Annotated in this window: 25 protein-coding genes and 3 pseudogenes; 14 read left to right on the top strand and 14 right to left on the bottom strand. The window is 70.7% G+C overall.

Annotated features, from left to right (window positions below; genetic code table 11):
- Positions 1 to 192: 192 nt before the first annotated feature.
- Positions 193 to 375, top strand: a pseudogene (locus ABZT03_RS06575) (DUF899 family protein); the annotation flags it as partial.
- A gap of 77 nt (positions 376 to 452) precedes the next feature.
- Here ABZT03_RS06575 and ABZT03_RS06570 read toward each other — a convergent pair.
- Complete coding sequence (locus ABZT03_RS06570; RefSeq protein ID WP_356034370.1) at positions 453 to 1,265, bottom strand: oxidoreductase; 813 nt, start codon at positions 1,263 to 1,265, stop codon at positions 453 to 455.
- A 130-nt stretch (positions 1,266 to 1,395) separates the two neighbouring features.
- Between ABZT03_RS06570 and ABZT03_RS06565 the strand changes: the two genes are divergently transcribed.
- On the top strand, positions 1,396 to 1,908 hold the full coding sequence (locus ABZT03_RS06565) for a MarR family transcriptional regulator (RefSeq protein WP_356034367.1): 513 nt from the start codon (positions 1,396 to 1,398) through the stop codon (positions 1,906 to 1,908).
- Between the two features lie 49 nt (positions 1,909 to 1,957).
- On the opposite strand, the gene ABZT03_RS06560 is transcribed toward ABZT03_RS06565, so the two are convergent.
- The 5 genes and pseudogenes from ABZT03_RS06560 to ABZT03_RS06540 form a co-directional block, all read right to left on the bottom strand.
- The gene (locus tag ABZT03_RS06560; protein WP_356034365.1) at positions 1,958 to 2,659 is read right to left on the bottom strand and encodes a 2-phosphosulfolactate phosphatase; all 702 of its coding nucleotides are present in this window, start codon (positions 2,657 to 2,659) and stop codon (positions 1,958 to 1,960) included.
- Between the two features lie 51 nt (positions 2,660 to 2,710).
- Positions 2,711 to 3,097, bottom strand: coding sequence for a nuclear transport factor 2 family protein (locus tag ABZT03_RS06555; RefSeq protein ID WP_356034362.1), 387 nt, complete (start codon positions 3,095 to 3,097; stop codon positions 2,711 to 2,713).
- A 79-nt stretch (positions 3,098 to 3,176) separates the two neighbouring features.
- Positions 3,177 to 4,463: a M48 family metallopeptidase gene (locus tag ABZT03_RS06550; RefSeq protein WP_356034360.1), complete on the bottom strand. Its 1,287-nt coding sequence runs from the start codon at positions 4,461 to 4,463 to the stop codon at positions 3,177 to 3,179.
- A 122-nt stretch (positions 4,464 to 4,585) separates the two neighbouring features.
- Complete coding sequence (locus ABZT03_RS06545) at positions 4,586 to 5,827, bottom strand: PQQ-binding-like beta-propeller repeat protein (RefSeq protein WP_356034357.1); 1,242 nt, start codon at positions 5,825 to 5,827, stop codon at positions 4,586 to 4,588.
- A gap of 149 nt (positions 5,828 to 5,976) precedes the next feature.
- Positions 5,977 to 6,324, bottom strand: a pseudogene (locus ABZT03_RS06540) (LuxR C-terminal-related transcriptional regulator); the annotation flags it as partial.
- A 2-nt stretch (positions 6,325 to 6,326) separates the two neighbouring features.
- Here ABZT03_RS06540 and ABZT03_RS06535 point away from each other — a divergent pair.
- From ABZT03_RS06535 to ABZT03_RS06525, 3 genes and pseudogenes are all read left to right on the top strand, one after another.
- Positions 6,327 to 6,995: pseudogene (locus ABZT03_RS06535) on the top strand (transcriptional regulator); the annotation flags it as partial.
- A gap of 172 nt (positions 6,996 to 7,167) precedes the next feature.
- Complete coding sequence (locus tag ABZT03_RS06530; protein ID WP_356034354.1) at positions 7,168 to 7,569, top strand: hypothetical protein; 402 nt, start codon at positions 7,168 to 7,170, stop codon at positions 7,567 to 7,569.
- Between the two features lie 12 nt (positions 7,570 to 7,581).
- A complete protein-coding gene (locus ABZT03_RS06525; protein ID WP_356034351.1) occupies positions 7,582 to 8,211 on the top strand; it encodes an NUDIX hydrolase in 630 nt (209 codons plus the stop codon).
- A gap of 285 nt (positions 8,212 to 8,496) precedes the next feature.
- Here the strand turns inward: ABZT03_RS06525 and ABZT03_RS06520 are convergent, their stop codons facing one another.
- The 4 genes from ABZT03_RS06520 to ABZT03_RS06505 form a co-directional block, all read right to left on the bottom strand.
- Positions 8,497 to 8,904 (bottom strand): CPCC family cysteine-rich protein, encoded by a 408-nt coding sequence (locus tag ABZT03_RS06520; RefSeq protein WP_356034348.1) that lies wholly within the window; start codon positions 8,902 to 8,904, stop codon positions 8,497 to 8,499.
- A gap of 126 nt (positions 8,905 to 9,030) precedes the next feature.
- Complete coding sequence (locus ABZT03_RS06515; RefSeq protein ID WP_356034346.1) at positions 9,031 to 9,609, bottom strand: ATP-binding protein; 579 nt, start codon at positions 9,607 to 9,609, stop codon at positions 9,031 to 9,033.
- Between the two features lie 198 nt (positions 9,610 to 9,807).
- Positions 9,808 to 10,518, bottom strand: coding sequence for a GAF and ANTAR domain-containing protein (locus tag ABZT03_RS06510; protein ID WP_356034704.1), 711 nt, complete (start codon positions 10,516 to 10,518; stop codon positions 9,808 to 9,810).
- 221 nt (positions 10,519 to 10,739) lie between these two features.
- The gene (locus tag ABZT03_RS06505; protein ID WP_356034344.1) at positions 10,740 to 11,411 is read right to left on the bottom strand and encodes a TetR family transcriptional regulator; all 672 of its coding nucleotides are present in this window, start codon (positions 11,409 to 11,411) and stop codon (positions 10,740 to 10,742) included.
- Positions 11,412 to 11,553: 142 nt separating this feature from the next.
- On the opposite strand from ABZT03_RS06505, the gene ABZT03_RS06500 reads away from it, so the two are divergent.
- Complete coding sequence (locus tag ABZT03_RS06500) at positions 11,554 to 12,699, top strand: NAD(P)/FAD-dependent oxidoreductase (RefSeq protein ID WP_356034342.1); 1,146 nt, start codon at positions 11,554 to 11,556, stop codon at positions 12,697 to 12,699.
- 62 nt (positions 12,700 to 12,761) lie between these two features.
- Here ABZT03_RS06500 and ABZT03_RS06495 read toward each other — a convergent pair whose 3' ends face one another.
- The gene (locus ABZT03_RS06495) at positions 12,762 to 13,517 is read right to left on the bottom strand and encodes a helix-turn-helix domain-containing protein (RefSeq protein WP_356034339.1); all 756 of its coding nucleotides are present in this window, start codon (positions 13,515 to 13,517) and stop codon (positions 12,762 to 12,764) included.
- 226 nt (positions 13,518 to 13,743) lie between these two features.
- On the opposite strand from ABZT03_RS06495, the gene ABZT03_RS06490 reads away from it, so the two are divergent.
- From ABZT03_RS06490 to ABZT03_RS06480, 3 genes are read left to right on the top strand one after another with little or no spacing between them, the layout of a single operon-like run.
- Complete coding sequence (locus tag ABZT03_RS06490) at positions 13,744 to 14,409, top strand: DUF4097 family beta strand repeat-containing protein (protein WP_356034336.1); 666 nt, start codon at positions 13,744 to 13,746, stop codon at positions 14,407 to 14,409.
- Positions 14,410 to 14,420: 11 nt separating this feature from the next.
- Positions 14,421 to 15,377, top strand: a complete 957-nt coding sequence (locus ABZT03_RS06485; RefSeq protein WP_356034333.1) for an ATP-binding cassette domain-containing protein — start codon at positions 14,421 to 14,423, stop codon at positions 15,375 to 15,377.
- Positions 15,374 to 16,165: an ABC transporter permease gene (locus ABZT03_RS06480; RefSeq protein WP_356034330.1), complete on the top strand. Its 792-nt coding sequence runs from the start codon at positions 15,374 to 15,376 to the stop codon at positions 16,163 to 16,165. The genes ABZT03_RS06485 and ABZT03_RS06480 overlap by 4 nt, the downstream gene beginning before the upstream one ends.
- A 275-nt stretch (positions 16,166 to 16,440) precedes the next feature.
- Here ABZT03_RS06480 and ABZT03_RS06475 read toward each other — a convergent pair whose 3' ends face one another.
- Entirely contained in the window at positions 16,441 to 17,313 is an 873-nt protein-coding gene (locus ABZT03_RS06475) for a hypothetical protein (protein WP_356034327.1), read from the bottom strand.
- A 650-nt stretch (positions 17,314 to 17,963) separates the two neighbouring features.
- On the opposite strand from ABZT03_RS06475, the gene ABZT03_RS06470 reads away from it, so the two are divergent.
- Both ABZT03_RS06470 and ABZT03_RS06465 read left to right on the top strand, forming a co-directional pair.
- Complete coding sequence (locus ABZT03_RS06470; RefSeq protein WP_356034324.1) at positions 17,964 to 18,917, top strand: NADP-dependent oxidoreductase; 954 nt, start codon at positions 17,964 to 17,966, stop codon at positions 18,915 to 18,917.
- A gap of 265 nt (positions 18,918 to 19,182) precedes the next feature.
- Complete coding sequence (locus ABZT03_RS06465; protein WP_356034322.1) at positions 19,183 to 19,722, top strand: hypothetical protein; 540 nt, start codon at positions 19,183 to 19,185, stop codon at positions 19,720 to 19,722.
- Positions 19,723 to 20,031: 309 nt separating this feature from the next.
- Here ABZT03_RS06465 and ABZT03_RS06460 read toward each other — a convergent pair whose 3' ends face one another.
- Positions 20,032 to 20,616, bottom strand: a complete 585-nt coding sequence (locus tag ABZT03_RS06460; RefSeq protein ID WP_356034319.1) for a TerD family protein — start codon at positions 20,614 to 20,616, stop codon at positions 20,032 to 20,034.
- 152 nt (positions 20,617 to 20,768) lie between these two features.
- Here ABZT03_RS06460 and ABZT03_RS06455 point away from each other — a divergent pair, with 152 nt between their 5' ends.
- Positions 20,769 to 21,152 (top strand): hypothetical protein, encoded by a 384-nt coding sequence (locus tag ABZT03_RS06455; protein ID WP_356034316.1) that lies wholly within the window; start codon positions 20,769 to 20,771, stop codon positions 21,150 to 21,152.
- Between the two features lie 9 nt (positions 21,153 to 21,161).
- On the opposite strand, the gene ABZT03_RS06450 is transcribed toward ABZT03_RS06455, so the two are convergent.
- On the bottom strand, positions 21,162 to 22,877 hold the full coding sequence (locus ABZT03_RS06450; protein WP_356034313.1) for an LCP family protein: 1,716 nt from the start codon (positions 22,875 to 22,877) through the stop codon (positions 21,162 to 21,164).
- 665 nt (positions 22,878 to 23,542) lie between these two features.
- On the opposite strand from ABZT03_RS06450, the gene ABZT03_RS06445 reads away from it, so the two are divergent.
- Both ABZT03_RS06445 and ABZT03_RS06440 read left to right on the top strand, forming a co-directional pair.
- Positions 23,543 to 24,205, top strand: a complete 663-nt coding sequence (locus ABZT03_RS06445; RefSeq protein ID WP_356034311.1) for a response regulator transcription factor — start codon at positions 23,543 to 23,545, stop codon at positions 24,203 to 24,205.
- A complete protein-coding gene (locus tag ABZT03_RS06440) occupies positions 24,202 to 25,578 on the top strand; it encodes a HAMP domain-containing sensor histidine kinase (RefSeq protein WP_356034308.1) in 1,377 nt (458 codons plus the stop codon). The genes ABZT03_RS06445 and ABZT03_RS06440 overlap by 4 nt, the downstream gene beginning before the upstream one ends.
- The last annotated feature ends 27 nt before the right edge of the window (positions 25,579 to 25,605 follow it).

The following is a 25,605-nucleotide window of genomic DNA, read 5'->3' as shown; positions in this document are numbered from 1 at the left end:
GATCGCTACCGCAGAGCAGGTACCGCCGCCGCCTTCGGCACCTGAGGGCCTGGGTCGCAGAGGTGGCCCACCGCCGCTCAATTGCGGGCGCGCCGGACTGCGATGAGTTTCGGGCGGGGTGCCGGTCTGTACTCGTGACCGCCGTGGAACGTCGTACGACGCCGCCGCGGCACGAGACATACGGAGGATTTCGTGACGACCGCACCGGACGACCCGAACACCGCGCTGCCCGGCCTCCCGCCCGTGGTCGACGTGGCCACCTGACAGGCCGCCCGTGACGAGCTCCTGGTTCGCGAGAAGGCCCACACCCGTGAGGGCGACGCCATCGCGGCGGCCCGCCGCCGGCTGCCGATGGTGCAGTTCGACGGAACGGTCGTCCGCGGCGGCGGCACAGGGGTTCATGCGCGGACCCTCGCCCGAGGCCGTCGGGCACGGACGCTCCGGACGGCCCGTCAGAGGGTGGGGAGGATTCCGCCGTCGACCGAGACAGTGATGCCGGTCAGGTAGGAGGCCCGCGGGGAGGCGAGGAAGGCGATCAGCTCCGCGGCCTCCTCCGGCCGCCCTGGGCGGCCGAGCGGGGCGGCGAGGCGCTGGTGGAAGTCCTTCCGGATGGTCTCCAGGTCGCGACCGGTGCGCTCCGCCGCCTGCCGCAGGCTGGCTTCGACGGCGTCGGTCTCGATGACTCCGGGCATGACCGCGGTGACGCGCACGCCGTGCGGGCCGCAGGCGAGGGCGAGGCTCTTGCTGTAGGCGTTGAGGGCGGCCTTGGCCGCGGCGTACGGAACACCGTTGGGCTGCGGGTACCGGGCCGCGTTCGACGAGACGTGGACGACCGCCCCATGACCCTGCTCGGTCATGTGCGGGACGAGGACACGGTCGAGGCGCACGACGGACAGCAGGTTGGCATCCAGGTTGGCCTGCCAGTCCTCGTCGGTCGCCGCCAGGACGCCGTCAGGCACCTGGGTGTTGCCTCCGGCGTTGTCGACGAGCACGTCGATACCGCCGAGAAAGTCGAGCGCCGCGGTTGCCGCGTGCGAGACCCCGTCGGGGGCGTTCAGGTCGGCGGTCACCAGATGCGCTCCGGCGGGAACCTCCGCTCGGCTACGGGCGACGGCGACCACGCGCGCGCCGGCCGCGGTCAGACGGCGCACGGTCGCGGCGCCGATGCCGCGGGTTCCGCCGGTGACGACGGCGCGCGCCCCCTGCAGGCCCAGATCCTGGGTGCGGTCCGGGAGCAGGGTGGGGTGGGAGGGCGACAGCGACATGGCGCTCCTTCATCAGAGGGGGACGGCTTGTTGCGGAGAACGCGAGAGCCGAGGCGCTTGCTGGACCTGTATCGTTCAGAGTGATGATTCATTTAGCAACCTACACGATCGCATGAGATAAAGTGACCGAGTGACTTCGGCCAACTCGCCTGCTCCTCGCCCGGCGCTGCTCGACGAGCACCGCAACAGCCCCGGCCTCCTGCTCGCCCTCCTGGGGCACGAGGCCATGCGCCGCCTGAGGGACGCGCACACCGTCAACGGCCTCACGCCGCGGCAGTTCCACATCCTCGGACTGCTCCGAGATCGGGGCCCGCTGGCGCAGACCGACCTGGCCGAGGAGACGGACACGGCGGCCAGCGTGCTCGTCACGCAACTCAACCCGCTGGAGGACGAGGGCGTCGTGACGCGCACACGCGACCCCCGTGACCGACGGCGCCACCTCGTCGTGCTGACGGAGGCCGGTCAGCAGCGGCTGCGAGACGCGGCAGCCGCGCAGCAGGAGGTGGAGGACGACCTCTTCCGTTCGCTGACCGCCACTCAGCGCACGCAGCTGACCCGCCTGCTCATCCTGGTGCGTGACGACCTGACCGGCGGCGACGAGCACTGCGGTACCCCGACGTCGCTTGACAGGAAGACGTCGTGAAGCCGCGAACTCCGCCGCCGCCAGGCCTCTTCAGGCCCTGAGCTGCGGATCAGATCGCGCCGTCGACGGCCGCCGAAGGCACCGGGTGCGGGCGCAGGACCATGAGCGAACTCTCCAAGGTCGCCACCATGGCGAAGGGAAACCTGTCGACCTCAAGGCAGAGCGCTACGTCATCGGGATGGGCTCCCTGGCGTATCCCCCGCGCCAGAGCGGCAGCGGCGCGCGACTCGGCAGCGCGGCGGACGTACTCAGTGACATCCGTCGTCGGCTCGGTGGCCCTCCGGGCGATGTACTGGGCACACGCCAGGTCCTCTTCGGCCCGCCCGCTCTCGCCGGTGACCACGAACGTGACGCCGTCGCTCGTGAGCGTCCGCAGGAACCGGGCTGTCGCCTCCGCCACCACGAAGCCGGCGCACAGCACCCGAGCCGCCTCCTTGACCGCGAGGGCGCCGACCGTCCCTGCCGTCGTCTTCTGCACAACGGTCCGCCCGCCGAGGTCAACAGACCGCAGCAGCGCCGGCGAGTTGACGGCGTCGAATCCGGGCGCGGGCGGACCGTCCTTGAGGGCCAACCACTCCGGGTGGCGAGCCTTGAGGCCCAGAGCCTCGTCCAGGGACTCGGCAAGAATGATTCTTTCCGCGCCCCGGGCAAAGGCCCAGGCAGCCACGGTGAAGGCACGCATGACGTCGACCACGACCGCCACGGACGGGGTTTCGGCCAGCTCGGCGATGCCGAGGAAGCGAGCGTCCATTCCGGCCATGCTTGCACATCCCTTTCCGGCAAACGCCGTTCTGTCGGACTCCTACTCCACCCCGGGTGGCACGCGCGTGGCCTGGTGGTAGTACATCCGCCAGCCCGCGTCCCCCTCGCCCCTGCGCCAGATCGAACTGTGCCTGGACCTGCGCTCACCGAGGACGGCCTGGAACGTCAGATGGACCAGCCCCGGAGCCAGCAGCACACCCGAAATACTGGAGGGCTCGTAGCGGGGCGCGTCCTGCGAACTCCCCGGATGGTCCGGCAGTTCGGCGAGCATCGTCTCGTACGTCCACCGTCGCCCGGACCCGCCGACCTCCACGAACTCCGGGTCCAGCAGCTGCCCGGCGAGCTCCCGCGAGGCACGGACCTGCGGATCCATGAGCTGCAGCTCGCACGCGATCGCCTGGTTCACATCGTCTGTCGCACCATCCATGGATGCATCCCATCGAGTTCACCGGCTCGTCGCAACCGGGTTCCGCCGCCGCTTGGGATGTGGCCCACTACCCCCACGGTCAGGTCTGAACAGATCCCTGGATGATGTCGCGGGCCAACTGGTGCCCCGGTTCGTGTAGTTCCTCGGCGATGGCGTCGGCCGCGGTCGCGGTCATGGTGACCGTCGCGGGCCGCGCTTCCGCGTGGGACAGCCAGGCGATACGCAGCGCGGCCGGGACCGACACGTCACACCCGTCCCTCCGCGAGCCCGCAGCGACGGAGGCGATCGGCGGCGTGTCACCGCCGGGGTGGGTGTCGAGGCTGTCTCCGACCCGGGAGGGCAGCGTCCTGGCGCGTGTGGCCACCCGCTCCCAGAACTCCTGGTCGATGCTCTCCGCGGTCTCTCGGCGGAACGTCCGTGCGGTGACCGCCAGTCGGTGCACCTCGATGGTGACGGCGTCGGCCAGATGCCGATCGTGCAGAACGGAGATGGCAGCCCGGGTGGACGCCACCCGGGCGGTGGCGGCGTCCGCCAGGTACTCCGCGTGCCGCGACCCGTTCAGAGCGAGCCGAACGAGCAACCGCGCAACGCCCCTCGTCACCAGGCCCGGCAGCCACATGATCCAGTTGCGGCGTCCACGCGACTCGAACGCTCGTGCCGCTCCAGCCACCTTGTCCGCGTGCGCTATGGAGACGGACCCTGTGGGGGTTTCCACGTCCTCGACTTCGCGGCCCTTCAGCAGTTCCGTACCGCTGTTCAGGGAACTCAGCGCCATGCTCACGAGTAGGCCGCGTCGGACATCCCCCGATGCCACATGCGCCAACTCGTGTGCGATCGCTGCGACGCGTTGCTGAGGAGTGAAGGTCACCCAGAGCGGCATACCCACCGTCAACACCCGTTTGCGCCCACCGTCGGTGGCGGCGACCCGTACCGCGAAGTCCGCGCCGATCTGAACGGCGTCGACGCGTCGCACTCCCGCGGCGTCGGCTATCTCGTCCAACAACGCGTAGAGGACCGGCGCGTCCCCCCGTGTGAGGACGGGCTGATCGTCCTTCCCGAGCCGGTCGAAGCGAGGCCGCATCTGGACGGCCAGAGCGATGAACAGCGTCCCCGTCAGCAGCGGGACGAGCGCCGCCCAGCCGAGTATCACCAGCAGCAGACCACCGACGAACAGGCCGGCCGTCACGAGATTGATCAATCCCGCCAGGCCGTACGCCGCTGCCCTCGACCAGTCGGCCCGCTCGGGAACAGCAGGCCTGACCTCGTCCGACACTTCGCTTTTCTGCACTGTGTCTCCCCCGTTGCGCGCAAGGGAGTCAGAATATGATCGAACGTCGAGCTCGAACAGGCTTTTGCCGAGGCGCACAGCGTTGTGACAAGGCTGCAGCATTTACCGGTGCCCGCAGGTGTCAGGTCCTCCCCGGGCGCGCGACACACGGAGCCGCCGGGGCGCAGTCGCCCCACGAAGGCGTCGTCGCCTCGCAGGCCTCAGGGCAGCGCAAGTGAGCGCAGCGAAGCGTGAGTTCGCGCCATGACGACGAGATGGCGCGCGTCGCCTTCCGGGACGACGAGCAGCGGGTGTTCGCCGTCCCTCGTCTGCGGGTAGGGCGCCGACATGCCCGGCGCGGCGACGCCGGTCCCCTTCGGGCCGGCGTGCAGGTCGAGCGCGATCACGCGTCCCCGCCTGGCCCGGTCGTTGCCCGGGGTGAAGGTCACGAACCGGCCGCCGGCAAGAGCTGCCTCGTCCGTGGTGTCGTAGTAGCCCCACAGCTTGCGCCGGCTTTCGAGGTCGTAGGCGTTCCAGTAGCCGGCGCTGGAGTCCTCGGCCCCGGCCTCGTACAGCATCAGCACCCCGTCGGGGGAGATCAGACCGCGCATGGGCTTGTCGACCGTGCCCCTCGGGGTGGGAAGCGGCCGGAGCGCGCCCGGGTCCAGGCGCCGCATGGGCGGGAAGACGTCCCCGGCGGAGAGCCGGCTGCCGGTGCAGACCAGGTAGTGGCCCCCGGAGACGAGGTGCGGGCACGCGACGCTTCGGGGGCTGACCGCCACGGTGTCGCCGGTGCGGGCGTCGCGGGCGGTGACCCGGGCGCCGTCGGTGGCGTAGACGCGGCCCCGGAAGGCGGCGATGCCCTCGCCTGTTTCCCAGGCGACGGTCCGGTGCCACAGGGCCCTGCCGTCGGATGCCCGGACGGCGTCGAGGACGGCGGTACGGGACGCGGGGTCCGCCACGTCGATGGCGTAGACGACCCCGTCCCCCGCACCGAGGGCCACGTAGGCGCCGCCGGTGGACACCCGACGGGTCCACACGCTCGTGCCCGTCCGCAGATCAGCGGCACGCAGCACACCGGCGACGCCGGTCACGGCCCGTTCGTCCGCCGTGTCCACGACCAGCCCGGCGCTCTTGCCGCGGTCGTTCGCGGGGACCGTCCAGGTGATACGACCGTCAGTCCGGGACCGCCCGAGGAGTCCGCCGGAGCCGGTCGCGCACACGACCTGGTGGGCCGTCGCACCGCAGGCACCGGATGCCTCCCCCGGGGACAGCTTGGTGTCCCAGGACCGCCACGGGCCGGATACAGGGGACGCTCCCGACGCCGCCGTACGCGGCGAGGCGTCGGACGACGCGTCGCCGGGCCCACCGCGCCCCGATGTCGAGCATCCGGCGCCCAGCAGGGCGCACAGCGTCAGGGCTCCTGCGAGTGCCGCGCCGCGTAACCGCCGTTGCCCTGGCATCTTCGTCTCCCCGCGGATGCGGCCCCGGGTGCGGGGCTGGTCGGCACGACGGTAACAAGACAGGCCGTCGCGGCGGGCGAGGATGAGACCACTCCGGTTGTTGTCGCGGGCTCATGAAAGTAGCCGAACTGGCGCTGGTGAAGGGCCGGTTACGAGCGGGCCGGGAGCCATCCCCGCTGGACGGCGCGTACGCCTGCCTCGAAACGGCTGCGGGCGTCGAGGCGGTCCATCAGTTCGGAGGCGATGCGCCGCGCGGTGCGGTGTGAGACGCCGAGCCGCTTGGCGATCGTCTCGTCGGTGTGGCCGCCCGCCAGGAGGCGCAGGGCGGTCGTCTGCTGGCCGGTGAGGCCGTGCGGGTCGGTGGGGACCACTTCGCCGAGCGGCTGGGCGGATTCCCAGGTCGTCTCGAAGAGCGCGCACAGCGCGGTGAGCGTGCCCTGCCCGGTGAGCAGGACGGCGCCCGCAGCCGTGTCGTCGCTGCTGACCGAGATCATCGCCGCAGCTGCTGCGCGCGCTGGCCCGGGCGTTGCGGCTCTCGGAGGACGAGCGTGACCACCTGTTCCACCTGGCCGGTCACCGGCCTCCGCGTGCCGACGGGGCGGCCCGGCCGGCGCGCGCCGGCCTGATCCGCATGCTCGACCTGCTCGGTGCCACCCCGGCCCTGGTCCTGTCCGACCTGGGCGAGATCCTCGCCCGGAACCGGGCATCCGTCCTGATGACGGATGACCACAGCGGCTTCTCCGGCGACCGGCGTTACGCCGCATACCGCTGGTTCACCGACCCCGCGGCGCGCGCCATCGCCCCGCCCGAGGAGCATGAGCGTCATGCCCGCAGGCTCGTGGCGGATCTGCGGGCCGTCGCCGGCCGAAGGGCCGGCGACCCCACGGTCACCGGACTCGTCGAGCGGTTGCAGGCCGCGAGTGCCGACTTCCGCCGGTTGTGGACCGAGCACGAGGTGGCGGTACGGCGCGCCGACCGCAAAACGTTCCTCAATCCGCGGGTGGGCCGCCTGACGATGGACTGCGAAACCCTGGTCACTCCCGACCAGAGCCAGCAGCTGCTGGTGCTCACGCCGGTGGACGCGGAGACCCGCGAGCGGCTGGAACTGCTGCAGGTTCTCGGCGTCGAGGAGTTCCCCGCCGAGGCGACGGACACTTCGACACGGTGATCAGCCGCCTCGTCGAGCGCGGGCCCGACAGCCATGGCGGAACCCCGTCCGGTCATCACCGCGGCCCCCGCTCCCCCGCCCTGGGCGGTGGTGGTGGTCCGCCCGCTTCGCCCGCCTCTCCAGCGGATCTCAGCAGCGCAACAATTGCCTTGCTGTGTCAGTGGGTTGCGGCATGATGGCCGCCGTGGACACCGAGGCACTGATCGACGTCTGGCGACGGCTTCTCACAGACCCTCGTAAGTCGTGGGTGCTGTTCGAGCACGGCACATGCGTTGTGCTGACCGCTTCGGAGGGAGACCTTGCCGAACAGGCCACCGAGATCCTCAGGAAGTTCGGCCCCGCCCACGCCGGATCTTCGGCAGGCGACTTCTCCGTGATCGACGTCAGGGACGTCGAGGGCTGGGTCGTCACCGGCCATCACCACGACGTCCTCACCTACGTCGGCCCTGATGAGCCACACGACCGGTCGGAGATCGCTGCCGGGTTGTCCGGGCGGTCCAAGCGTCACCGGGACGGAACGGAACTGCGCGCGGTCCACGTCGAGGACAAGCGAGCGTCAGCGGACCTGGCTTGATGCGGTGATCCGATGACGCCGCCCGATCATCCACTCCCCGCCGTCGCCCCCGTGCCCGCGGATCCGGCCCGCGCCCGCCTTCTGCACGTGGTCGGGGCCATCGAAGCCTGGGACGAACTGGAGCGCGCCCACCTGGAGACCACCTTCCGCTGGCTCGCGGGTGGAGCTCCGGTCCACCGGACACGCGCACCGGATGTTCCGGCGATGCATCTCGTGAGCTACTTCGTCGTCCTCGACGACGCCCGTGGGCTGGTTCTGCTCGTCGCCCACCGCAAAGCGGGCCTGTGGCTGCCGGCCGGAGGACACGTCGAGCCGGGTGAGGACCCCTGGGTCACCGTGGTGCGCGAAAGCCAGGAAGAGCTGGGCCTCGAAGCCGTGGCATCGCCGATCACCGGTGAGCAGCCCCTCTTCCTCACTGTCACCCGAACCCGAGGCCCTGGCTCGCACACCGACGTCTGCCTCTGGTATCTCCTCAACACCGACGCCCGGACCATCACCTCCTACGACCAGGGCGAGTTCAGCGCCATTCGATGGCTGACCGAAGAGCAGGTGCTCCAGGAACCGGGCGAACGTATCGACCCCCACATGCACCGTTTCATCCGCAAGCTCCAACACGCGCGGGCCCGGGAGCGTCGCGGGTAGCCACCTCCGCACGCCCACGGGGCCACTCCACAACGGCCGCTGCCGACGACGTCGTGTTCAGGAACGGCGAGGCCGCGTCACGTCTCCAGGTAGAAGTCGGTGCGGTCGATCCACGCAGGGACGACGAAGATGCTGTCGCCCACCGGTGCTTCGCCGGCCTCCAGCAGGGACCACTCGCGGGCCTCTTCTACGAGTCGCGCCCAGGGCGCGGTCCAGTCGAGTTGGCGTCGCAGGACGCGTCGGCTTCGCCGTCGAGCTGCTGGACGAGTCTTTCGACAGGTGACGTCATCGCGCGGATCGGTTCCGGTGCCAGGCGGATCGGTTCCGGTGCCGGAAGGAGGGCAGCCACCAGCAGAGCACCCGGCGGTCCTCCGGCCAGGGGACGCGGTCCGTGGTCTCCCAGTGCTCGAACGAGTCTCGCGTGCGGTCGATCGGCCGCCACATCGGATCGAGCGGCTCATCCGGTGCGGGCGGCCGGACGAAACGGCGGCCATCCTCGTCGCATGCACCGAAGACCTGGAAGGTGCGCTGCGCCTCCACCAGAGAGACCTTGGCGGCCCCGCCGGTCATGGTCGGCCGGCGGAACTGGACACCGTCGTCCTCCCAGGAGCGGATGGGGCAGATCGCGTACGAGCCGGCCATCTCGTCCGGTACGAGATGGCCACAGCAGGGGCAGGGGTAGCGGCGGCTCACCTGCACAGACTGGTTAACCGGTGGTGTCGGGTGCCAGCGATTCCGATCCGCCAAGCTCAGGGGCCGTCGGCGTCGCAGAGGGCCATCAGCGGTACGTACGACCGGTGCGCCTGCCTTGCGCTCGAGTCAGCCGTCGTGGCCCTCGGCCCGTGCCTGGTCTGCGGGGTGCGCCGGGAAGCGGTACGGGTGTGCGCTTGTGGGCCCCTGCAAGGGAAGGGGACGGATCGTGAGGTCGGACGCGTCGGTCGCGGCGTCGGGATCCAGGAGGAGCCGGGCGGTGATCTGCTTGCCCCAGGAGCGGGAGGCGACAGCCACTCTGTGGCTGACGGACTGCACCAGGCGCAGTCCATGGCCGCCTACCCGACGGGGGTCGTGCTCTCTCATCACCGGTTCGTCGGTGGAGGTGTCCCACACGGTGATCGACAGTTCACCGGCGGACAGCTCCAGGACCATTCCGCACGGGCCCGGAGCGTGGCGGATCGCGTTCGTGACGAGCTCGCTGACGGCCAGTTGCGCGTCCATCGACGTGCGCGTCGGCAAGGACGCGCGGCCGGCCTGCGGGGCGCGGGCGAGGAAGGCGCGCAGCATACGGCGCGCGTCGGCGACGCGCACCGCGCCGCTGTCCCACGCCACGCTGGAACTCAGCGTGGCGCGCTCTCCCTTGCCCTGCTCATCTGCCGCCTGCTTCATAAGCGGGATGATCATGTAGGGCTCTTTCGTTGTGTCCGACGTTGGAGCGGTTTTCCGTTTTGCGTCTACCCGGGGGCCGACCGCGCACACCAGGAGCGAAATCCCGTCTCTCGCTTCCCCGCCGTCTGCCCCCTCCACGGTCCGGTCCCACCCCTCTCCTCACAACCCGCACACCCCGTGTCCCGGTCGCCGCCTCGACACGCGGCCCGGCGATCAGGCCGGCGCGGTGCCCTCGGCGCGGACGCGCTGGGCGACGTCACGCAGTTTGATGTTGTGGTCCTGGGAGAAGCGGCGCAGCACGTCGAAGGCGTCGTCCTCGCTCAGGCCGTGGCGCTCCCTGAGGATGCCGAGCGCCTCCCCGATGGCGTGCCGGCTCTCCATCGCGTGTTCGAGCTGGTCGATGGTCCGGGCGCTGTCCAGGGCCACGGCGGCGTGCGAGGCCAGCAGCCAGCCCGCGGTCTCGATGTCCTTGCCGAAGGCTCCGCGACGGCGCGAGTACAGGTTCAGCGCGCCGAAGTCGTCGTTGTCGGTGTAAAGCAGGACGCCGGTCATGCTGCCCATCCCAAGCCGGCGGGCCTCCGCGGCGAAACGCTGCCAGGTGGGCTGCGGCTGGGTCATGTCCGCGATCCGGTACAGACGGTCACCGTTCTTACTCCGCGCCAGGTCGAAGCAGGGTCCTTCGCGCAGCTCCCCCTGCAACCGGTCCGCCTCCCGGACCATGTCCCCGCAGGCCGCCAGGGACACGGCTCGGCCCTTGCGCACGGCGAGGATCCCCGCCTCGTCGCAGCCCTCCACCAGTTTCACCGCCGACGCCGCGATCTGGTCCAGCGTCGCCTGGACCGAATCCTGCGCCAACAGGTCCCGCGCCAGCAGAGCCATCTGCTCGGCGAATTCCCGCCACTCCACCGCCACCACCCCTCCCATCACTGATTGGGCCACAGTATCTCCGGCCTCTTCACCCCTTTCGCCTGCACCAACAGCTCGGAGGCAGCAGAGCGCGCGTGTGGTGCGGCCCCTTGCGGCCGGGCCCGGTTCCCTCGCCCCGAGGCTCCCGCGCGACGAAGCCGCTCGACCTGGCGCAGGCGGGTGAGGAACGGCTGGAACGACTGCTGGGCCGCACGAGGAGCACCGTTCCCGCCGACGTACTACTGCCGAGCCGTGATGCCGGTGAGGATGAGGTCGATGCCGCCGAGGAACTCCACCCGGTCGTCGTGCTCACGCAGCCGGCCGGCGACGTTCCGGGTGAACGGGTACTGATCGGGGTCGAGTTCCGACCAGGTGGTCGCCACGGAGTCGAGGAACTCGGTACGGCTCATGCCGGTGTGATGCGACCGGGCGTTGGCCGCGTTCTGGCCGGCCACTCCGAGGATGTAGTTGAGCAGCGTGGACGCGGCGGTGAACTGGGCGGCCTCGGGCACTTCGAGCGCCTGGAGCTGCCGTCCGATGCGTTCGAAGACGCGCAGCATGGGTGACCCCGCCGGTGTGCGGGCGAGCTGTGCGCCCATCCACGGGTGGTCGTCGATCGCGTCGAACAGTCCGACCGCCAGGGCGCGGACCGCGTCCTGCGGCGTCGCCCCGGTGTCCTCTCCGGCGAGGGCCTCGGTGACGACGGCGTCCGTGGCGGCGCCGAGCAGCTCGCTCTTGCCGGTGACGTGCCAGTAGATCGCCCCCGGCCCGGTCGCGAGGCGCTCGGCCAGCGCGCGGAACGTCAGGCCGCTCTCGCCCACCGTGTCGAGGAGTTCGACGGCGGCGCTGACGATGCGCTCCCGCGAGAGAGGTTCCTGCCGTCGTTCCGTGCGCCGCGCCCTGGTAGCCATGTCCGCATTCTAGACACCCTGGAACGATGTTCCACCTTGACAAGAACTGGAACAACGTTCCATGCTGAGCGTGCTGGAACGACGTTCCAGACAGGAAGCCGCCAGGCGTCCGCCGGCGGTCCGCGGCCCGAAGGGAAGCACCATGGGAAACACCAGGACGTCTCCGGTCACGATCATCGGCGCGGGGCTCGGAGGGCTGACGCTCGCCCGCGTCCTCCACGTCCACGGCATCCCTGCGACGGTCTACGAAGCCGAGGCGTCGCCGATGGCACGCACGCAGGGCGGTCTGCTCGACATCCACGACTACAACGGGCAGCTCGCGCTGGAGGCGGCCGGACTGTCCGCCGAATTCCACGCCATCATCCACAAGGGCGGAGAGGCGTCCCGCGTACTCGACCAGGACGGGAAGGTCCTGCTGGACGAGCCCGACGACGGCACCGGCGGGCGTCCGGAAGCACCTCGCGGCGCCCTCCGGCAGATGCTGCTCGACTCACTGCCCGCCGGCACGGTCCGGTGGGGTCACAAGGTCACCGCCGTCCAGGCTTCAGGGGACGGCCGGCACGAGGTGACGTTCGCCGACGGGGCGACCGTGACGACCGGGCTCCTGGTCGGCGCGGACGGAGCGTGGTCGCGGGTACGTCCGCTGCTGTCCGACGCCCGGCCCGAGTACGTCGGCACATGCATGATCGAGACCTACCTCCACGACGGCGACACCCGCCACCCGGCGAGCGCCCGGGCCGTCGGCAACGGCTCGCTGTTCGCGCCCGCCCCCGGCAAGGGGATCTTCGCGCACCGCGAGGCGGACGGTGTGCTGCACACCTACGCGATCCTCACCAAGCCGCGGGAGTGGATCGACGCCATCGACTTCACCGACGCGCAGGCGGCAACGGCCCGCGTCGCCGCGGAGTTCGACGGCTGGGCCCCTGAACTCACCGCCCTGATCACGGACAGCGCGACCGCTCCCGTACCGCGTACCGTCAACTGCCTTCCGATCGGCCACCGTTGGGATCGCGTGCCCGGCGTGACCCTGGCCGGCGACGCTGCCCACCTGATGGCCCCGTCCGGCGAGGGGGCCAATCTCGCCATGTACGACGGTGCCGAACTCGGCAAGGCGCTGGCCGCACACCCGGACGACACCGAGGCGGCGCTCACCGCGTACGAGGAGGCCCTGTTCCCGCGCAGCGCCGCCGCCGCCGAGGAGTCACTGGACATCCACCTGCTCTGCATCGACGACAACGCCCCGCACAGCCTGGTCGGCTTCTTCACCGCTCACGAACAGGCCGAGTGAACCGCGACCGCTCCTGAACACGGCCGGAATCCGAACACAGCCGGAAGCGGAGCCGAAGACGTTCATGCGCGCTCCGAACTCGGGCCGCCCGCAGCGTCCGGGGGCGTTTCGACCTTCGTGTAGAGCACCTCACGGGCCTGCTCCGCGGCGCGGGTGAGGCTCTCTCCGACGAAGTCGAGGAAGCGGGCGATGTTCTCGAGACGGGTGGCGGCCGGAGTGCCCGCCCCCAGAACGCCGACCCCCTGCCGTGCGGTCTCCACGAGCTTGGCGTTGGACCGGGCGCTCGCCATCATCGCCTGGTACCAGAGCTCGTCGTCGACGGCGTAGCGCTCGCGGCGGCGTTCGTCGCGTTCGCGGCGGACGAGGTCCTGGCTCTCCAGGAACGCGATCGCCTTGGAGACCGACGCCGGACTGACCTTGAGGCGCTGTGCGAGTTCCGACGCCGTGAGGCTGCCCGCGTCGGTGGTGTAGAGGCAGCCCAGCACCCGGGACATCATCTTGGGCAGGCCCGACTGCATGAGGACGGTGGTGAACACCTCCTCGTACTCACGTACGGCCTCGGGGTCACGTCCGTGATCCGGTCCGGGCGCCTCCGCCCCCCGCGGCGCACCCTGCCTGCGCTGGTGGGCGCGGCGTTCGGTGGCGCGGTGGGCGAGTTCGGCGCGATACGCGGTGGGGCCGCCGTTGCGCATCACTTCACGCGTGACGGTCGAGGTGGGGCGGTCGAGCCGTCTGCCGATCTCCGCGTAGGCGAGGCCGTCGGCCAGCCCCAGTGCGATCTGCTGACGTTCCTGCTGGCTGAGCCTGCCTCCCGGCATCGCACTCTCCTCCGTGGTCCCGATGCCCCCAGCATAGCGTTCACCTTCAAGTCATTGCAACGCACCGAGCTCCCCTAGTTGCGTTATCCGGCAGCGCAACGCAACGATATTAAGGTCTTGATCTGCATAAACAGTATTTCCGCGCAACGACCTCGTTGTGACTTCGGTGAATGCAACGTAGCGTTTCCAACGTCGGAAACAACGAACCGCAGCGCAGGAGACCACCATGCAGAAGTTCGACACCCCCTCCCCCATCTCCGCCGTCCTCGACATCCCCGCCGGACGCATCAGGTTCATCGCGGCCGACCGGACCGACACCACGGTCGAGGTTCTGCCCGCGGATCCCTCGAAGAGCCGCGACGTGAAGGTGGCGGAGCAGACCGAGGTCGCGTACGGCGACGGCGTCCTGCGGATCGAGGCGTCGGCGAAGAACCAGTTCCTCGGCTCCTCCGGCTCCATCGAGGTGACGGTTCAGCTGCCCGCCGGCTCCCGGGTCGAGGCGAAGGCGGCCAGCGCCGAACTCCGGGGCGTCGGACGGCTCGGCGACGTCGCCTTCGAGAGCGCGCTCAGCACCGTCAAGCTCGACGAGGCGGGCGACGTCCGGCTCACCACACAGGCCGGCGACGTCTCGGTCGGCCGCCTCAACGGCCCCGCGGAGATCAGCACCGTCAAGGGCGACATCACCATCGCCGAAGCCTCAAAGGGCACGGTCGTGCTGCGCACCCAGGCCGGCAACGTGTCGGTCGACGCCGCCGCCGGCGTTTCCGCCTCCCTCGACGCCGGCACCACCTACGGCCGCATCCACAACGCGCTCAGGAACACCGAAGGCACCGCCGAACTGAGCATCCACGCGACCACCGCCTACGGCGACATCGTCGCCCGCAGCCTCTGAGGAGCACCCCCATGACCAACCTGGCCATCGCGGCGACCGGACTGCGCAAGTCCTACGGCGAGAAGGTCGTGCTCGACGGGGTCGACCTGGCCGTCCCCGAGGGAACGACCTTCTCCCTACTCGGCCCGAACGGCGCCGGCAAGACCACCGCCGTGAAGATCCTCTCCACCCTCATCACCGCCGACGCGGGCGAGATCCGCGTCGGCGGACACGACCTGGCCACCGCCCCCCAGGCGGTACGCGCCGCGATCGGCGTCACCGGCCAGTTCTCCGCCGTCGACGGCCTGATCACCGGCGAGGAGAACATGCTCCTCATGGCCGACCTGCACCACCTGTCCCGGCACGAGGGCCGCCGCACCGCCGCCGAACTGCTCGAACGCTTCGACCTCGGCGACGCGGCGAAGAAGCCCGCCTCCACCTACTCCGGCGGCATGAAGCGCCGCCTGGACCTCGCCATGACCCTGGTCGGCGACCCGCGGATCATCTTCCTCGACGAACCCACCACCGGCCTCGACCCCCGCTCCCGCCACAACATGTGGCAGATCATCCGCGAGCTGGTCACGGGCGGCGTCACCGTCTTCCTCACCACCCAGTACCTGGAGGAGGCCGACGAACTGGCCGACCGCATCGCCGTACTCCACGACGGGAAGATCGCCGCGCACGGCACGGCCGGCGAACTCAAACGGCTCGTGCCCGGCGGACACGTACGGCTGCGCTTCACCGACCCGGCGACGTACCAGAGCGCCGCCTCCGCCCTCCACGACGCCACCCGCGACAACGAGGCGCTGGCGCTGCAGATCCCGAGCGACGGCAGCCAGCGCGAGCTGCGCTCCATCCTCGACCGGCTGGACTCGGCCGCCGTCGAGGCCGACGAACTCACCGTGCACACCCCCGACCTCGACGATGTCTTCTTCGCCCTGACCGGCGGAGCCGTCATCCCCGACCAGCCCAAGGAGGCCGCCCTGTGAGCTCCCTGCCCCTCGCCGTACGTGACTCGGCCACGATGCTGCGCCGCAACCTGCTGCACGCCCGGCGCTATCCGTCGCTCACCCTGAACCTGCTGCTCACGCCGATCATGCTGCTGTTGCTCTTCGTCTACGTCTTCGGTGACACGATGAGCGCGGGCCTCGGCGGCGGTGATCCCGACCGCTCCCGGTACATCGCGTACATCGTCCCGGGGCTGTTACTGATGACCATCGGCAGCACCGTGGTCGGAACCGCGGTCTCCGTCTCCAACGACATGACCGAGGGCATCATCGCCCGCTTCCGGACGATGGCGATCCACCGTGGTTCCGTGCTCGTCGGGCACGTCGTCGGCAGCGTGCTGCAGTCGATCATCAGCGTGGTCCTCGTGGGCGCCGTCGCCGTGGCCATCGGCTTCCGGTCCGTCGACGCCGGTGTCCTGGAGTGGCTCGCGGCCTTCGGGCTGCTCGTCCTCTTCGCCACGGCGGTCACCTGGATCGCCGTCGGCATGGGCCTCATCAGCCCCAACGCCGAAGCGGCCAGCAACAACGCGCTGCCGCTGATCCTGCTGCCGCTCCTGTCCAGCGCCTTCGTCCCCATCCACTCGATGCCGGGCTGGTTCCAGCCGGTCGCCGAGTACCAGCCGTTCACGCCGGCCATCGAGACCCTGCGCGGCCTGCTGCTCGGCAGCGAGATCGGCGACGACGGCTGGCTCGCGGTCCTGTGGTGCCTGGGCCTCGCGGTACTCGGCTACTTCTGGTCCACCTCGAAGTTCGACCAGGACCCGAAGTAACCGCCATGACCACGCGGGCCACCTCCCGCGACCCGTCCCACCCCGAGGGCGGCGTACACCGACACCATGTCGAGGTACGCCGCCCCGTAGGCGTTCCGGGCCCCGCGCCGGGCGCAGGTCAGCTCCCGGCGGCCCCGAGCCCGCGCTCTGGCCGCAGGTCCGTAGCCGCTCGCCCGGAGGTCGGAGTTGCGCGGCCGCTGTCCTGGCCGCTCAGTCATCCGACGGTGGCGCGGGACCCGCACCATGCTGAAGGAGCGCCTCCTCCTGGGGTCAGGTCAACTCTGCTGCCGGCTCTGCCGCATGGCCTCGTCCGTCATGTCGGCCACCTGGCCGGCCGGCGGGGCCTCGGCGTCGACGTCCGTGCCGAAGTCGGAGAAGTTCATCACCGTACGCATCTTGACCTGCTGCGGCGCGGCACTGTTGTCCGGCTTCGCGCTGGCGGAGGCCGGGGCCTTGACCGTCATGTCGATCTGCTGACGGCGCAGCCGACCGTCCTCGTCGAGCCACACGTGCATCGGCAGCGTCGCCCCGAGCTGCTGCCGCATCTTGGCGCCGCCAGGCAGCTCGGCGACGTCCACCGAGACCCGGTAGTGGGTCGTGTCGACGCCGTCGATCTTCTGGGTGCCGACCTTGGTGACGTCCTTGTCGGTGATCGCCTTGGCGTACGCGGCGGACTGGGCCGGGTCACCGATCTGCCGTCCGCTCACGCCCTGCGACTGCGCGGCCTTCTTCAGATCGATCTTCATCCACGTCTTGCCGCCCTGCACCTTCTGGCCAGGCACCTTCTGGTAGAGCACCTGGTCGACCACACGCTGCTCGACGGTCTTGCCCTCAGCGGCGACGGTCATGACACTGTCGCCCTCCTTGAGGTCGAGCGCGCCCCTGCCGGCCGTCGTGACCGACTCACCCTTCGCGGAGAGCTTCATGTCGATCGCCATCTTGGCCGTCCCGGCCTCAGCCGTCTTGTCGTAGGCGGCCCGTACCGCCGCGGTGCCCTCCTCCTGAGCGCCCGCGCCCCCGCTCGCGCCGGCCGAGGCCCCCGGCTTCCCGGCGGCCGGCTCACTGTCGTCACCGCAGCCCGTCAGGACGACACCGGCCATCACCGCGGCCACACCGATCGCCCCGGCCTTCATCCCCCTGCTACGCATAAGAATCCCCATCGTCTCAACGACCGCCGGGCACTTCGACCCAGCGCTTTGTGCCGTCCCGATTTCCCATGAGTCACCCGAACACACCTGCCGCACAGGCGGCTTGGCGCAAAAGCGCGGGGATCTCAACCGCACGCGTTCCTTCTCAGACAACGGGGGCTTCCCCGCGAATGGACCGCGCGACCGGGGGAAAGAAGCGCCCGCGGCACAGCCGTAAAATACGTCAGTGACGACGGGACCGAGGTGCTCACCCGAACCGGCTTCCTCACCGCCGTCGCCATGGCGCCGATCACTGTCCCGGCCTGGCAGAAGCGCTGAAGGCGCGTGTACGGATGCGGGAATTCGGAATTATGGATTCCTGAAGCAATGACCCGACGCACGCATTCCCCGTACGGAGCCGCCGGCGCCCGCAAATCGGACGGCTGGGGCGTCCCGTGTCCTGCGAGTTCACGGTCTCCGCGATCCACGCGGGCGTCATCGCTTCTGCCGAGAAGCGTCCCCGTCGGAGATACTGGCCAGGCAATGGACGCTACAGCGGCAGCGCGGTCAGGGCGGTCAGGGCGGTTCTTCCAGCTGGGAGACCGAGCAGGCGGTCCCGCTCGGATTCGCCGCCACCCGGTAAAACCCTTTCGCTCAGGAAGGCAGCTGTGATGGACACCCAGCACACCACCATGCGCGCCGTCCGCGGTCACCGCCGTGGCGGTCCCGAACGTCTGACGTACGACCTCGCCCCCAGGCCCACACCCGCCGCCGACGAGGTGCTGGTGGCCGTGAGGTCGGCTGCCATCACACGCGGCGAACTGGACTGGGACGCGACCTGGACGGACCGTTTCGACGGCTCGGGCAGCCTGCGACTGCCGATCGTCCCGGCGAAGGAGGTCTCGGGGCAGGTCGTGGAGGTCGGGTCCGCCGTACGGGACCTGAGCGTCGGCGACGAGGTCTTCGGGCTCATCCCCTTCACCCGGGACGGTGCCGCCGCGGAGTTCACCGCCGTCCCCGCGGACGTCCTGGCGGTGAAGCCGCCCTCGCTGGACCACGACGGGGCGGCGGCTCTGGCCCTGCCCGGCCTCACGGCGTGGCAGGGGCTCGTGCGCCACGCCGGCCTGCAACCGGGAGACACCGTTCTCGTCCATGGCGCGGCCGGCGGCGTCGGGTCGACGGCGGTCCAGATCGCCGTGGCCCTCGGCGCGACGGTCGTCGCCACGGCCCGGGCCAAGGACGCGGAGTTCGTGCGCACGCTCGGTGCCGAGCGGGTGATCGACTACGCGGCCCAGCGGTTCGAGTCCGCCGTGGCCGGTGTCGCGGTGGTCTTCGACACGGTGGGCGGTGACACCCAGGCGCGTTCATGGCAGGTGCTGCGGGACGGCGGCACCCTGGTCAGCATCGTCTCCCCGCCCGGGCCCGGCCCGGCCGACGGCACGCGCGGTGTCTTCTTCGTGGTCGAACCCGACCGCACCGGCCTGGTCGCGCTCTCGAAGCTCGTCGAGGAGGGGCGCCTGGTGCCGTACGTCGACCGGATCGTCCCGCTGCAGGACACCTCCCTCGCGTACAGCACGCTGGAACGGGAGCACCACCAGGGCAAGATCGTCGTCCGCGTCTCCTGAGGGCGGACCGGCCCTCACGTCACCCTCCGGCCATTGACGGGTTCGCCATCCTCCGGGCGGTCGACGGATTGGTTCCAGTGGAGCGCCGACGTCGATGAGAGCCTCGAGTGGCTGATCGCTTTCACCGCCCGTGGCCTGCGCAGCACGTGAACCTCACGTCCTGACCCGGCCCCGTGAGTAATCACAGGCGATCTTCCAGCGGCAGTGGATACCGTGCTGACCCATGGACGTGACGTTCACCAAAGGTCCTGGGCGCCGTTATCGCGTGGCTGTCGTTCGGGAACGCGGTCCGGAGTTGGCACCGCGGCAGGGCCCGGGCTACGACGACCATCTGCCGCACGACGCCGTGCACTTCCTCGTCGAGGCCGAGGCCGGCTTGACCGGGGGCGCCTTCGGCCGTATCGCGGCAGGACGGAGCAACCTCTTCTGGGCCGCCGATCCTGCCGTCAGAAAGCGTCAGGCGCGTCGGGAAGCCAAACGGCCGCCGAGCCGGGCCGAGCATGCCGACATGGCGCGGTCCGAGACGCTGGCCTCCCTGTGCGCCCCGTTGTGGGAACTGCGCGCGGGGCAACGCTCCGAGCTCCCGGACTGGTTCCTCGCGGCGGCGCCGGGCTTCGAGATGTCGCCCCTCATCGAGCGCATCCTGATCCGTCTGGACGACTTCGCCACACGCTGGCACGCCCTGCCGGCCGGCGGCAGCGTGACGTTGTCGTGGCCGGACCGCGGACCCGGCGACGACGCGAACAGGTCCCGGCGCCGATCACGGACGCGCCACGACAACTGGGCTGGGATACGCCACCGTTGACGATCCGGCACTCCACAGGCACGGCGACGGACGCTGAAGTCGCCCACAGCCGCGCGTAGTTCCGCGCGCGCAGCCGCATCACTCCGCCGGGTCCCGGTGCCCACCAGGTCAACGTCTGCTTCCGCCGGTGGTGCGAAGCGCGCTGCTGCGAGGCCGGCATCTCCGTGCACGTCCCGGGCCCGCACCGTCACGCCGGAGCACCGGACCTCGCGACTCATGACGTGCCCTGGCCGGCTCACGGTCACCGGCTCACGGTCACCGGCTGACGGCCCGTCGGCCCGGACGCCGACCGGGCGTCGGGCCCCGCGACTACTTGCTGATCGCGAAGCGCATCAGGGCGTGCTCGTCACCCTGCTTGATCTTCCCCGTCACATTGATCACTTCGAGCTTCCAGGCGCCGCCCACGCGCACCGCCTTGGCGACCGCGCATCCGTTGTCCTGGTTCAGCAGGCTCGGCCAGATGTCGGCGACCTGCTGGGAGGTTCCGCCCGTCGCGTCGTAGACCTTGAAGCTGATGTTGCGGGCCTTCTGGAACGAGCTGCCCTTCTTGAAGGCGGCGGCGACGAACACGATCGACGTGATGTTGGCTGGGACCCGCGCGAACTCGACCGTGACGGTCTCGTCGTCGCCGTCGCCGCGCCCGGTCTGGTTGTCGCCACTGTGCAGCAACGAGCCGTTGCCCATGGGATCCAGCGAGTCGAGGCCCGCCAGGCGCACCGGGTCCGCTCCCTGCAGGGCGATGGCGATCAGGTCGAGGTCGGTGCCGCTCTTGCGGCGGAGCACGCCCATGACCCCGCCGCTGCTGCCGGCCGTGGGATCCCAGGACACGCCGATGGACAGATGGGTCACTCCGTCCAGGTCCGCCGGGCCGTCTTCCTTCGTGAGCGTGATCATGCGTGGGTCATCCTCTTGGTATGGAACTACGACACGCAGAGTGTGCCTGGTCTCCCGGTGGTTGCGCACGTGGGGTCCCGCTCTGCGCCCCCGCCCCTCACCGGCCATCGGCCGCCGCCGGCCCCCGTCCTCGGCCTCACTAAGGTGATCCGATGCGCTACAGAGCCGTGTTGATCGCCCTGTTCCTGATCCCGCTGCTGTGGGGGGCGGTCTCCCTGCTGAGGGCCGCTTCGGCCCACGGCACCCCCGACTGCCCAGGGCTCCAGCTGGGCCCGGACGGGGAGGATCACCCCGGCCCCATGAGGCCCGGCGACACCTGCGCACTCTCCTACGACACCGCCACCGGCCACTCGATCGGCACCGGCACCTACCAACAGGCCGTGTTCGCGCAGGACTTGAAGCGGCGGAGCCTGTATCGGCAGGGGACGCTGTTCATCTTCTACGGGGCGGCGGGGACGGGCATCGTGCTCATCGCCGCCCGGAGGCGCGAGGCAGCGGCCCCTCACGCCTCCGACAGGTGGTTCGGGGCGCGGTGAGCACACCCCTCACTCGTCGGAGTCGGCCTTGGTGCTCGCCGCCGCGTAGGCCTGGGACGGGGTCATGGCGACGCCGTTGAGGGAGACCGTCCTGTAGGGGCTGACCTTGGCGCAGGTCTTGGCCTCGTCGGCGGTCTGGGCGTGGGCGTTGGAGACGGCGGCCTTCGTGTCGGCGGGCTCGGGCGAGGACGCGCCGCCGGGGAACGTCGTACCGCTCGGCCAGTCGCTGCCGACCACCAGGGTCAGGCCGGTACCGGTGCCCTGCTTCAGATGCGAGGAGGGCAGGTCCAGCGCCTTGGCGGCGGTCTTGGCCTCGGCCTTCTGACCGGCGCCGTAGGTGAGGATGGTGGTGGTCGAGCGGATGGGCGCGTTGGCGGTGGTCGTACCGGAGTTGAAGCCCGCGTCGATGAGCGCGCCGGCGATGGCGGAGGCGCGGCCGGTGATGCCGGTGCCGTTCTGGATGGTGACGGCGATCCGGGAGGGGGGCACGGCCGAGGCGGTGTCCGTGGCCTTCGCGCCGGCGGTCGCCGACGCCGCCGAGGACTTCTTGCCGGAACCGGTGGTGAGCGACTGGTCGTCCGCGATGGTCGCGAAGAGGGTCTTGGCGCCGGCGCCCACCACCACCCGGTTGTCGTCGTCCGGGTCGGGGACGGTCTGCATCGTGGCGAAGGTCAGCCGTTTGGTGGGCACCTTGTTCAGGTCCGCCGCGAGGCCCATGAGCTTCTTGACGGTGCCGAGGCCGTCGTCCACGGTGAGCGCCTTCGTGGCGGCGTTCGCGAGATCGTAGACCGCGGTCGGGTCGGTGAGCGTCCCCGCGCTCTTGAACTTGCGGATCATCGCGCTGAGGAAGATGTGCTGGGAGATCGTACGGCCGAGGTCGCTGCCGTCGCCGAAACCGTGCCGCGAGCGGACGAACTCCAGGGCCGCGACGCCCTTGAGGGTGTGCGTGCCCTCGGAGAGCTTCAGGTGCGAGTAGGTGTCGTAGACGTCGGCGTCGACGCACACCGAGACGCCGCCGACCGCGTCGGACATCTTGACCACGCCGGAGAAGTCGAGCTTCACGAAGTGGTCGATGGGTATGCCCGTCAGCTCGTGGACGGTGGCGACCTGGCAGGCGGGGCCGTACTGCAGCGCACTGTTGATCTGGCCGTAGTAGCCGGCCGTGGACTTGCCGGTCTCGCCGTCCTTGCACGCCGGCACGTTGGTCATGGTGTCGCGGGGGATGCTCATGACGGTGGCGTTGGAGCGGTCGGCGGATATGTGCACCACCATCTGCACGTCCGCGTTGCTGCCCGTCTGCACCCCGGTCTGCGAGCAGCCACCGCCGAGTTTGCAGTCCGCCTTGCTGGTACGGCCGTCCGACCCCATGACGAGCAGGTTGATGGGGGTGCGGCCGAACGCGTCGGCCTTCTCCGTCCCGCCCTTGCCGTCGATCGGGACGGTGTTGATGTTGCTGTTGAGGTGCTGGTAGAACCACCAGCCCCCGCCGGCCGTACCGAGCACCAGGACGGCCAGGCAGATCCCGACGATCCGCAGCACGCGTCTGGCGCGGCGCACCGGCCGGACCTGCCGCCGCGACCGCGCGCCCGGGCGGGAGGCGGCCCGCGCCGCGGCCCGGCCGCCCGGCGGGCGCGTGCCGTCCGGTACGGCACTCCGCTGTCCGGGGACCCGGGTGCTACGGCTGCGCGTGGCCTGGCCGCCCGGACCGTTCCAGGGGTCGCTCATTTCCCACTCCCACGAACGGTCGGACGCTCCAGGCGGGCCATTGGGGGCGGCGGCCGGGCTTGCGCGGCGGTGTACGGGCTGGCAAAGATCACTCCGAGTGCGTAGTTGCGCAATCTAGTGCAGCCGCGGCCCGCACAGCACGAATCCTGGGGCAATTCACAGGTGAGCGATGTCATGGAACCGACACGGGCGTTTTCGACTCGTCGGTGCCGAGCGGTCTGGTCCGTCAGGAGCGGGCGGGACCGATGGGGACGACTCCACCGCAACCGCCCCGCCCGCCCGACAGTTCCCACGGAGGGCGACGGTTCCGCTACGCGAGGCGAAGTCCCTCCGTTCGTCTCAGCCGAAGCTGACCGGCGCCCTCGGCGGCGCCGTCGCGTCCATGACCGCCGGGCGGGGTGGCGCTGCGGGTGGGTGCCCCTACTCGACTCGGTCTGAGCAACTGCGCTTTGCAGCGAGCTGGTTGGGCCGACCGGCCGGGGTGAGGGCGGCCGGCGGCGGACAGCCGCCTCCCGCGGACCACCGTTCGGGGGAAGGCGCGGGAACGGATGGCGTCGCCCGGTCGTCTACAGTGCGGGACGATGTCTACACGTTTGTAGTCGACGGGTCGTGGGTGTCCCCACGGCCACCCTAGGAGCACACGGCCCGCGATCCGACGGAGGAGCATGCGCGACAAGATCCTGGTCGTCGAGGACGACCACGCCCTGCGTGACGTGCTGCGCCGCGGCCTGTACGACGAGGACTTCGAGCCCGTGCTCGCTCCCGACGGATCCACCGCCCTGCGCCTGGCAGGCGACGGAATCGCCGCCGCCGTCCTGGACGTCGGGCTGCCCGACGCGGACGGCCGGGACGTGTGCCAGGCGATGCGGGCCAACGGGTTCGCCGCCCCGATCATCTTCCTCACCGCTCGCCACCACCTCACCGACCGGCTGTCCGGCTTCTCCGCCGGAGCGGACGACTACCTGCCCAAGCCCTTCCACCTCGCCGAACTCCTCGCCCGGCTGCGCGCCCTGCTCAAACGCGCCGGACCGCCTGCCCTCGCCACGACGGGCGATCTCGTACTGGACGCGACCCGGCACAGTGCGAGGGTCGGAGAGGTCCGCACCGAGCTGTCCCCGACGGAGTTCCGCCTGCTGGCGACGCTCGTGGCCGCGGGCGGCGGACTCGTACGGCGCCGCGATCTGGTCAGGGCGGCCTGGCCGGACGGCGCCCAGGTCAGCGACAACACCCTGGACCAGTACCTGAGCCGGCTGCGCCGCAAACTGCGGGCGGCCGGCAGCGCGCTGACCCTGACGACCGTGCGCGGCATCGGACACCGGCTGTCATGAACCGTCTCCCGCGCCGATGGGGCCCCCGCACCCTGCGCGGCCGGCTCTCCCTCGTGGCGCTGACCACCGCCGCGCTGCTGATGACCGTGCTGACCGTCGCGTTCACCACGGTGATGAACCGGCACCTGCAGCACCAGGCGGACGACGAACTGCGCACCCGCGCGGCCGCCGTGGCCACGACCATCGACACCAGCGGCCCCCGGATGCGGATCCTGGAGACCGTCAACGACCGCCTTCTCGACGCCAACGTGTGGATCTACTCCGGGGCACGGTTGCTGGAGAAGCCGCCCACGGCCGCGGCCGACAGCACACTGACCCGGGCCGCAGACCGACTCGCCACGCGCGGGAAGCGGCTCTGTACGACCATCGAGGCCCACAACCCTCACTTCGTCCGGCTGTGTTCCGCGCCGCTACCCGGTGACCGCAGCACCGGCACAGTCGTCACCGCGCTGGATCTCACCCCGTACCGCAACTCGGCGGACACCCTGCTGCTGGGGTCACTCCTCCTGGACGCCGTCATGCTCGCGAGCACCTACGGCCTGACACGTCTGGCCGTCGGACGCGCGCTGCGCCCGGTGCGGACCATGACCGACCAGGCGACCCAGTGGAGCGCCGTAGGCTCCGACGAACGCTTCGGGGCCGAGGACCAGCCGGCCGAACTCGCCCGCCTGGGCGCTTCGTTGGATGCCCTGCTGGACCGCATACGCTCCGTTCTGCGTCATGAGCAGCAACTGACCGGGGAGTTGTCCCACGAACTCCGCACCCCGCTCACCCGGATCATCGTCGAACTCGACTGGTGGCGGGCCCGGCAGCGCTCGGCCGCCGAGACCCGGGCCACGCATGAGGTGATCGCCGAGGCCGCCGAATCCATGCGCGCCATCTGCGACACGCTCCTCGACGACGCCCGAGAGGGCTCTCTGAACGCCTCCACGGCTCCCGGTGCGACCGCCGTCGAACCCGTCCTGCGCCGGCTGGCCGGACATCTCGGCGCGGACGAGCCGACGAGCGTCGTCGTCGAGGTGGCTGATCCGGCGCTGAGGGCGGGCGTCGCGCCCGCCCTCCTCGAACGCATCGTCAGCCCGCTGCTGGTCAACGCGGTCCGGTACGCCCGCTGCGCGGTGGTCCTGTCCGCGCGGCCGATACCCGGCCGGGTGCACATCGACGTCACCGACGACGGTCCCGGCGTGCCGGACGCGTTCCTCGGCGACCTGTTCCAGCCCGGTCGTCGCGCCGACCCCGGAGACGGGCACGACGGCGCGGGCCTCGGACTGCCCCTCGCGCGCCGTCTCGCCCGGGCCGTGGGCGGTGAGGTGTCCCACGACCCCGAGCACACCCCCGGGGCCCGCTTCCAGGTCGACCTGCCTGCCGGGTAGCAGGGCGTCAGGGTGCGGCCCGGGGTG

Source organism: Streptomyces sp. NPDC005574, assembly GCF_040605435.1.
Taxonomy (GTDB): domain Bacteria; phylum Actinomycetota; class Actinomycetes; order Streptomycetales; family Streptomycetaceae; genus Streptomyces.
The sequence above is the reverse complement of the archived record's forward strand: the minus strand, read 5'-3'. Positions and strand labels throughout refer to the sequence as shown.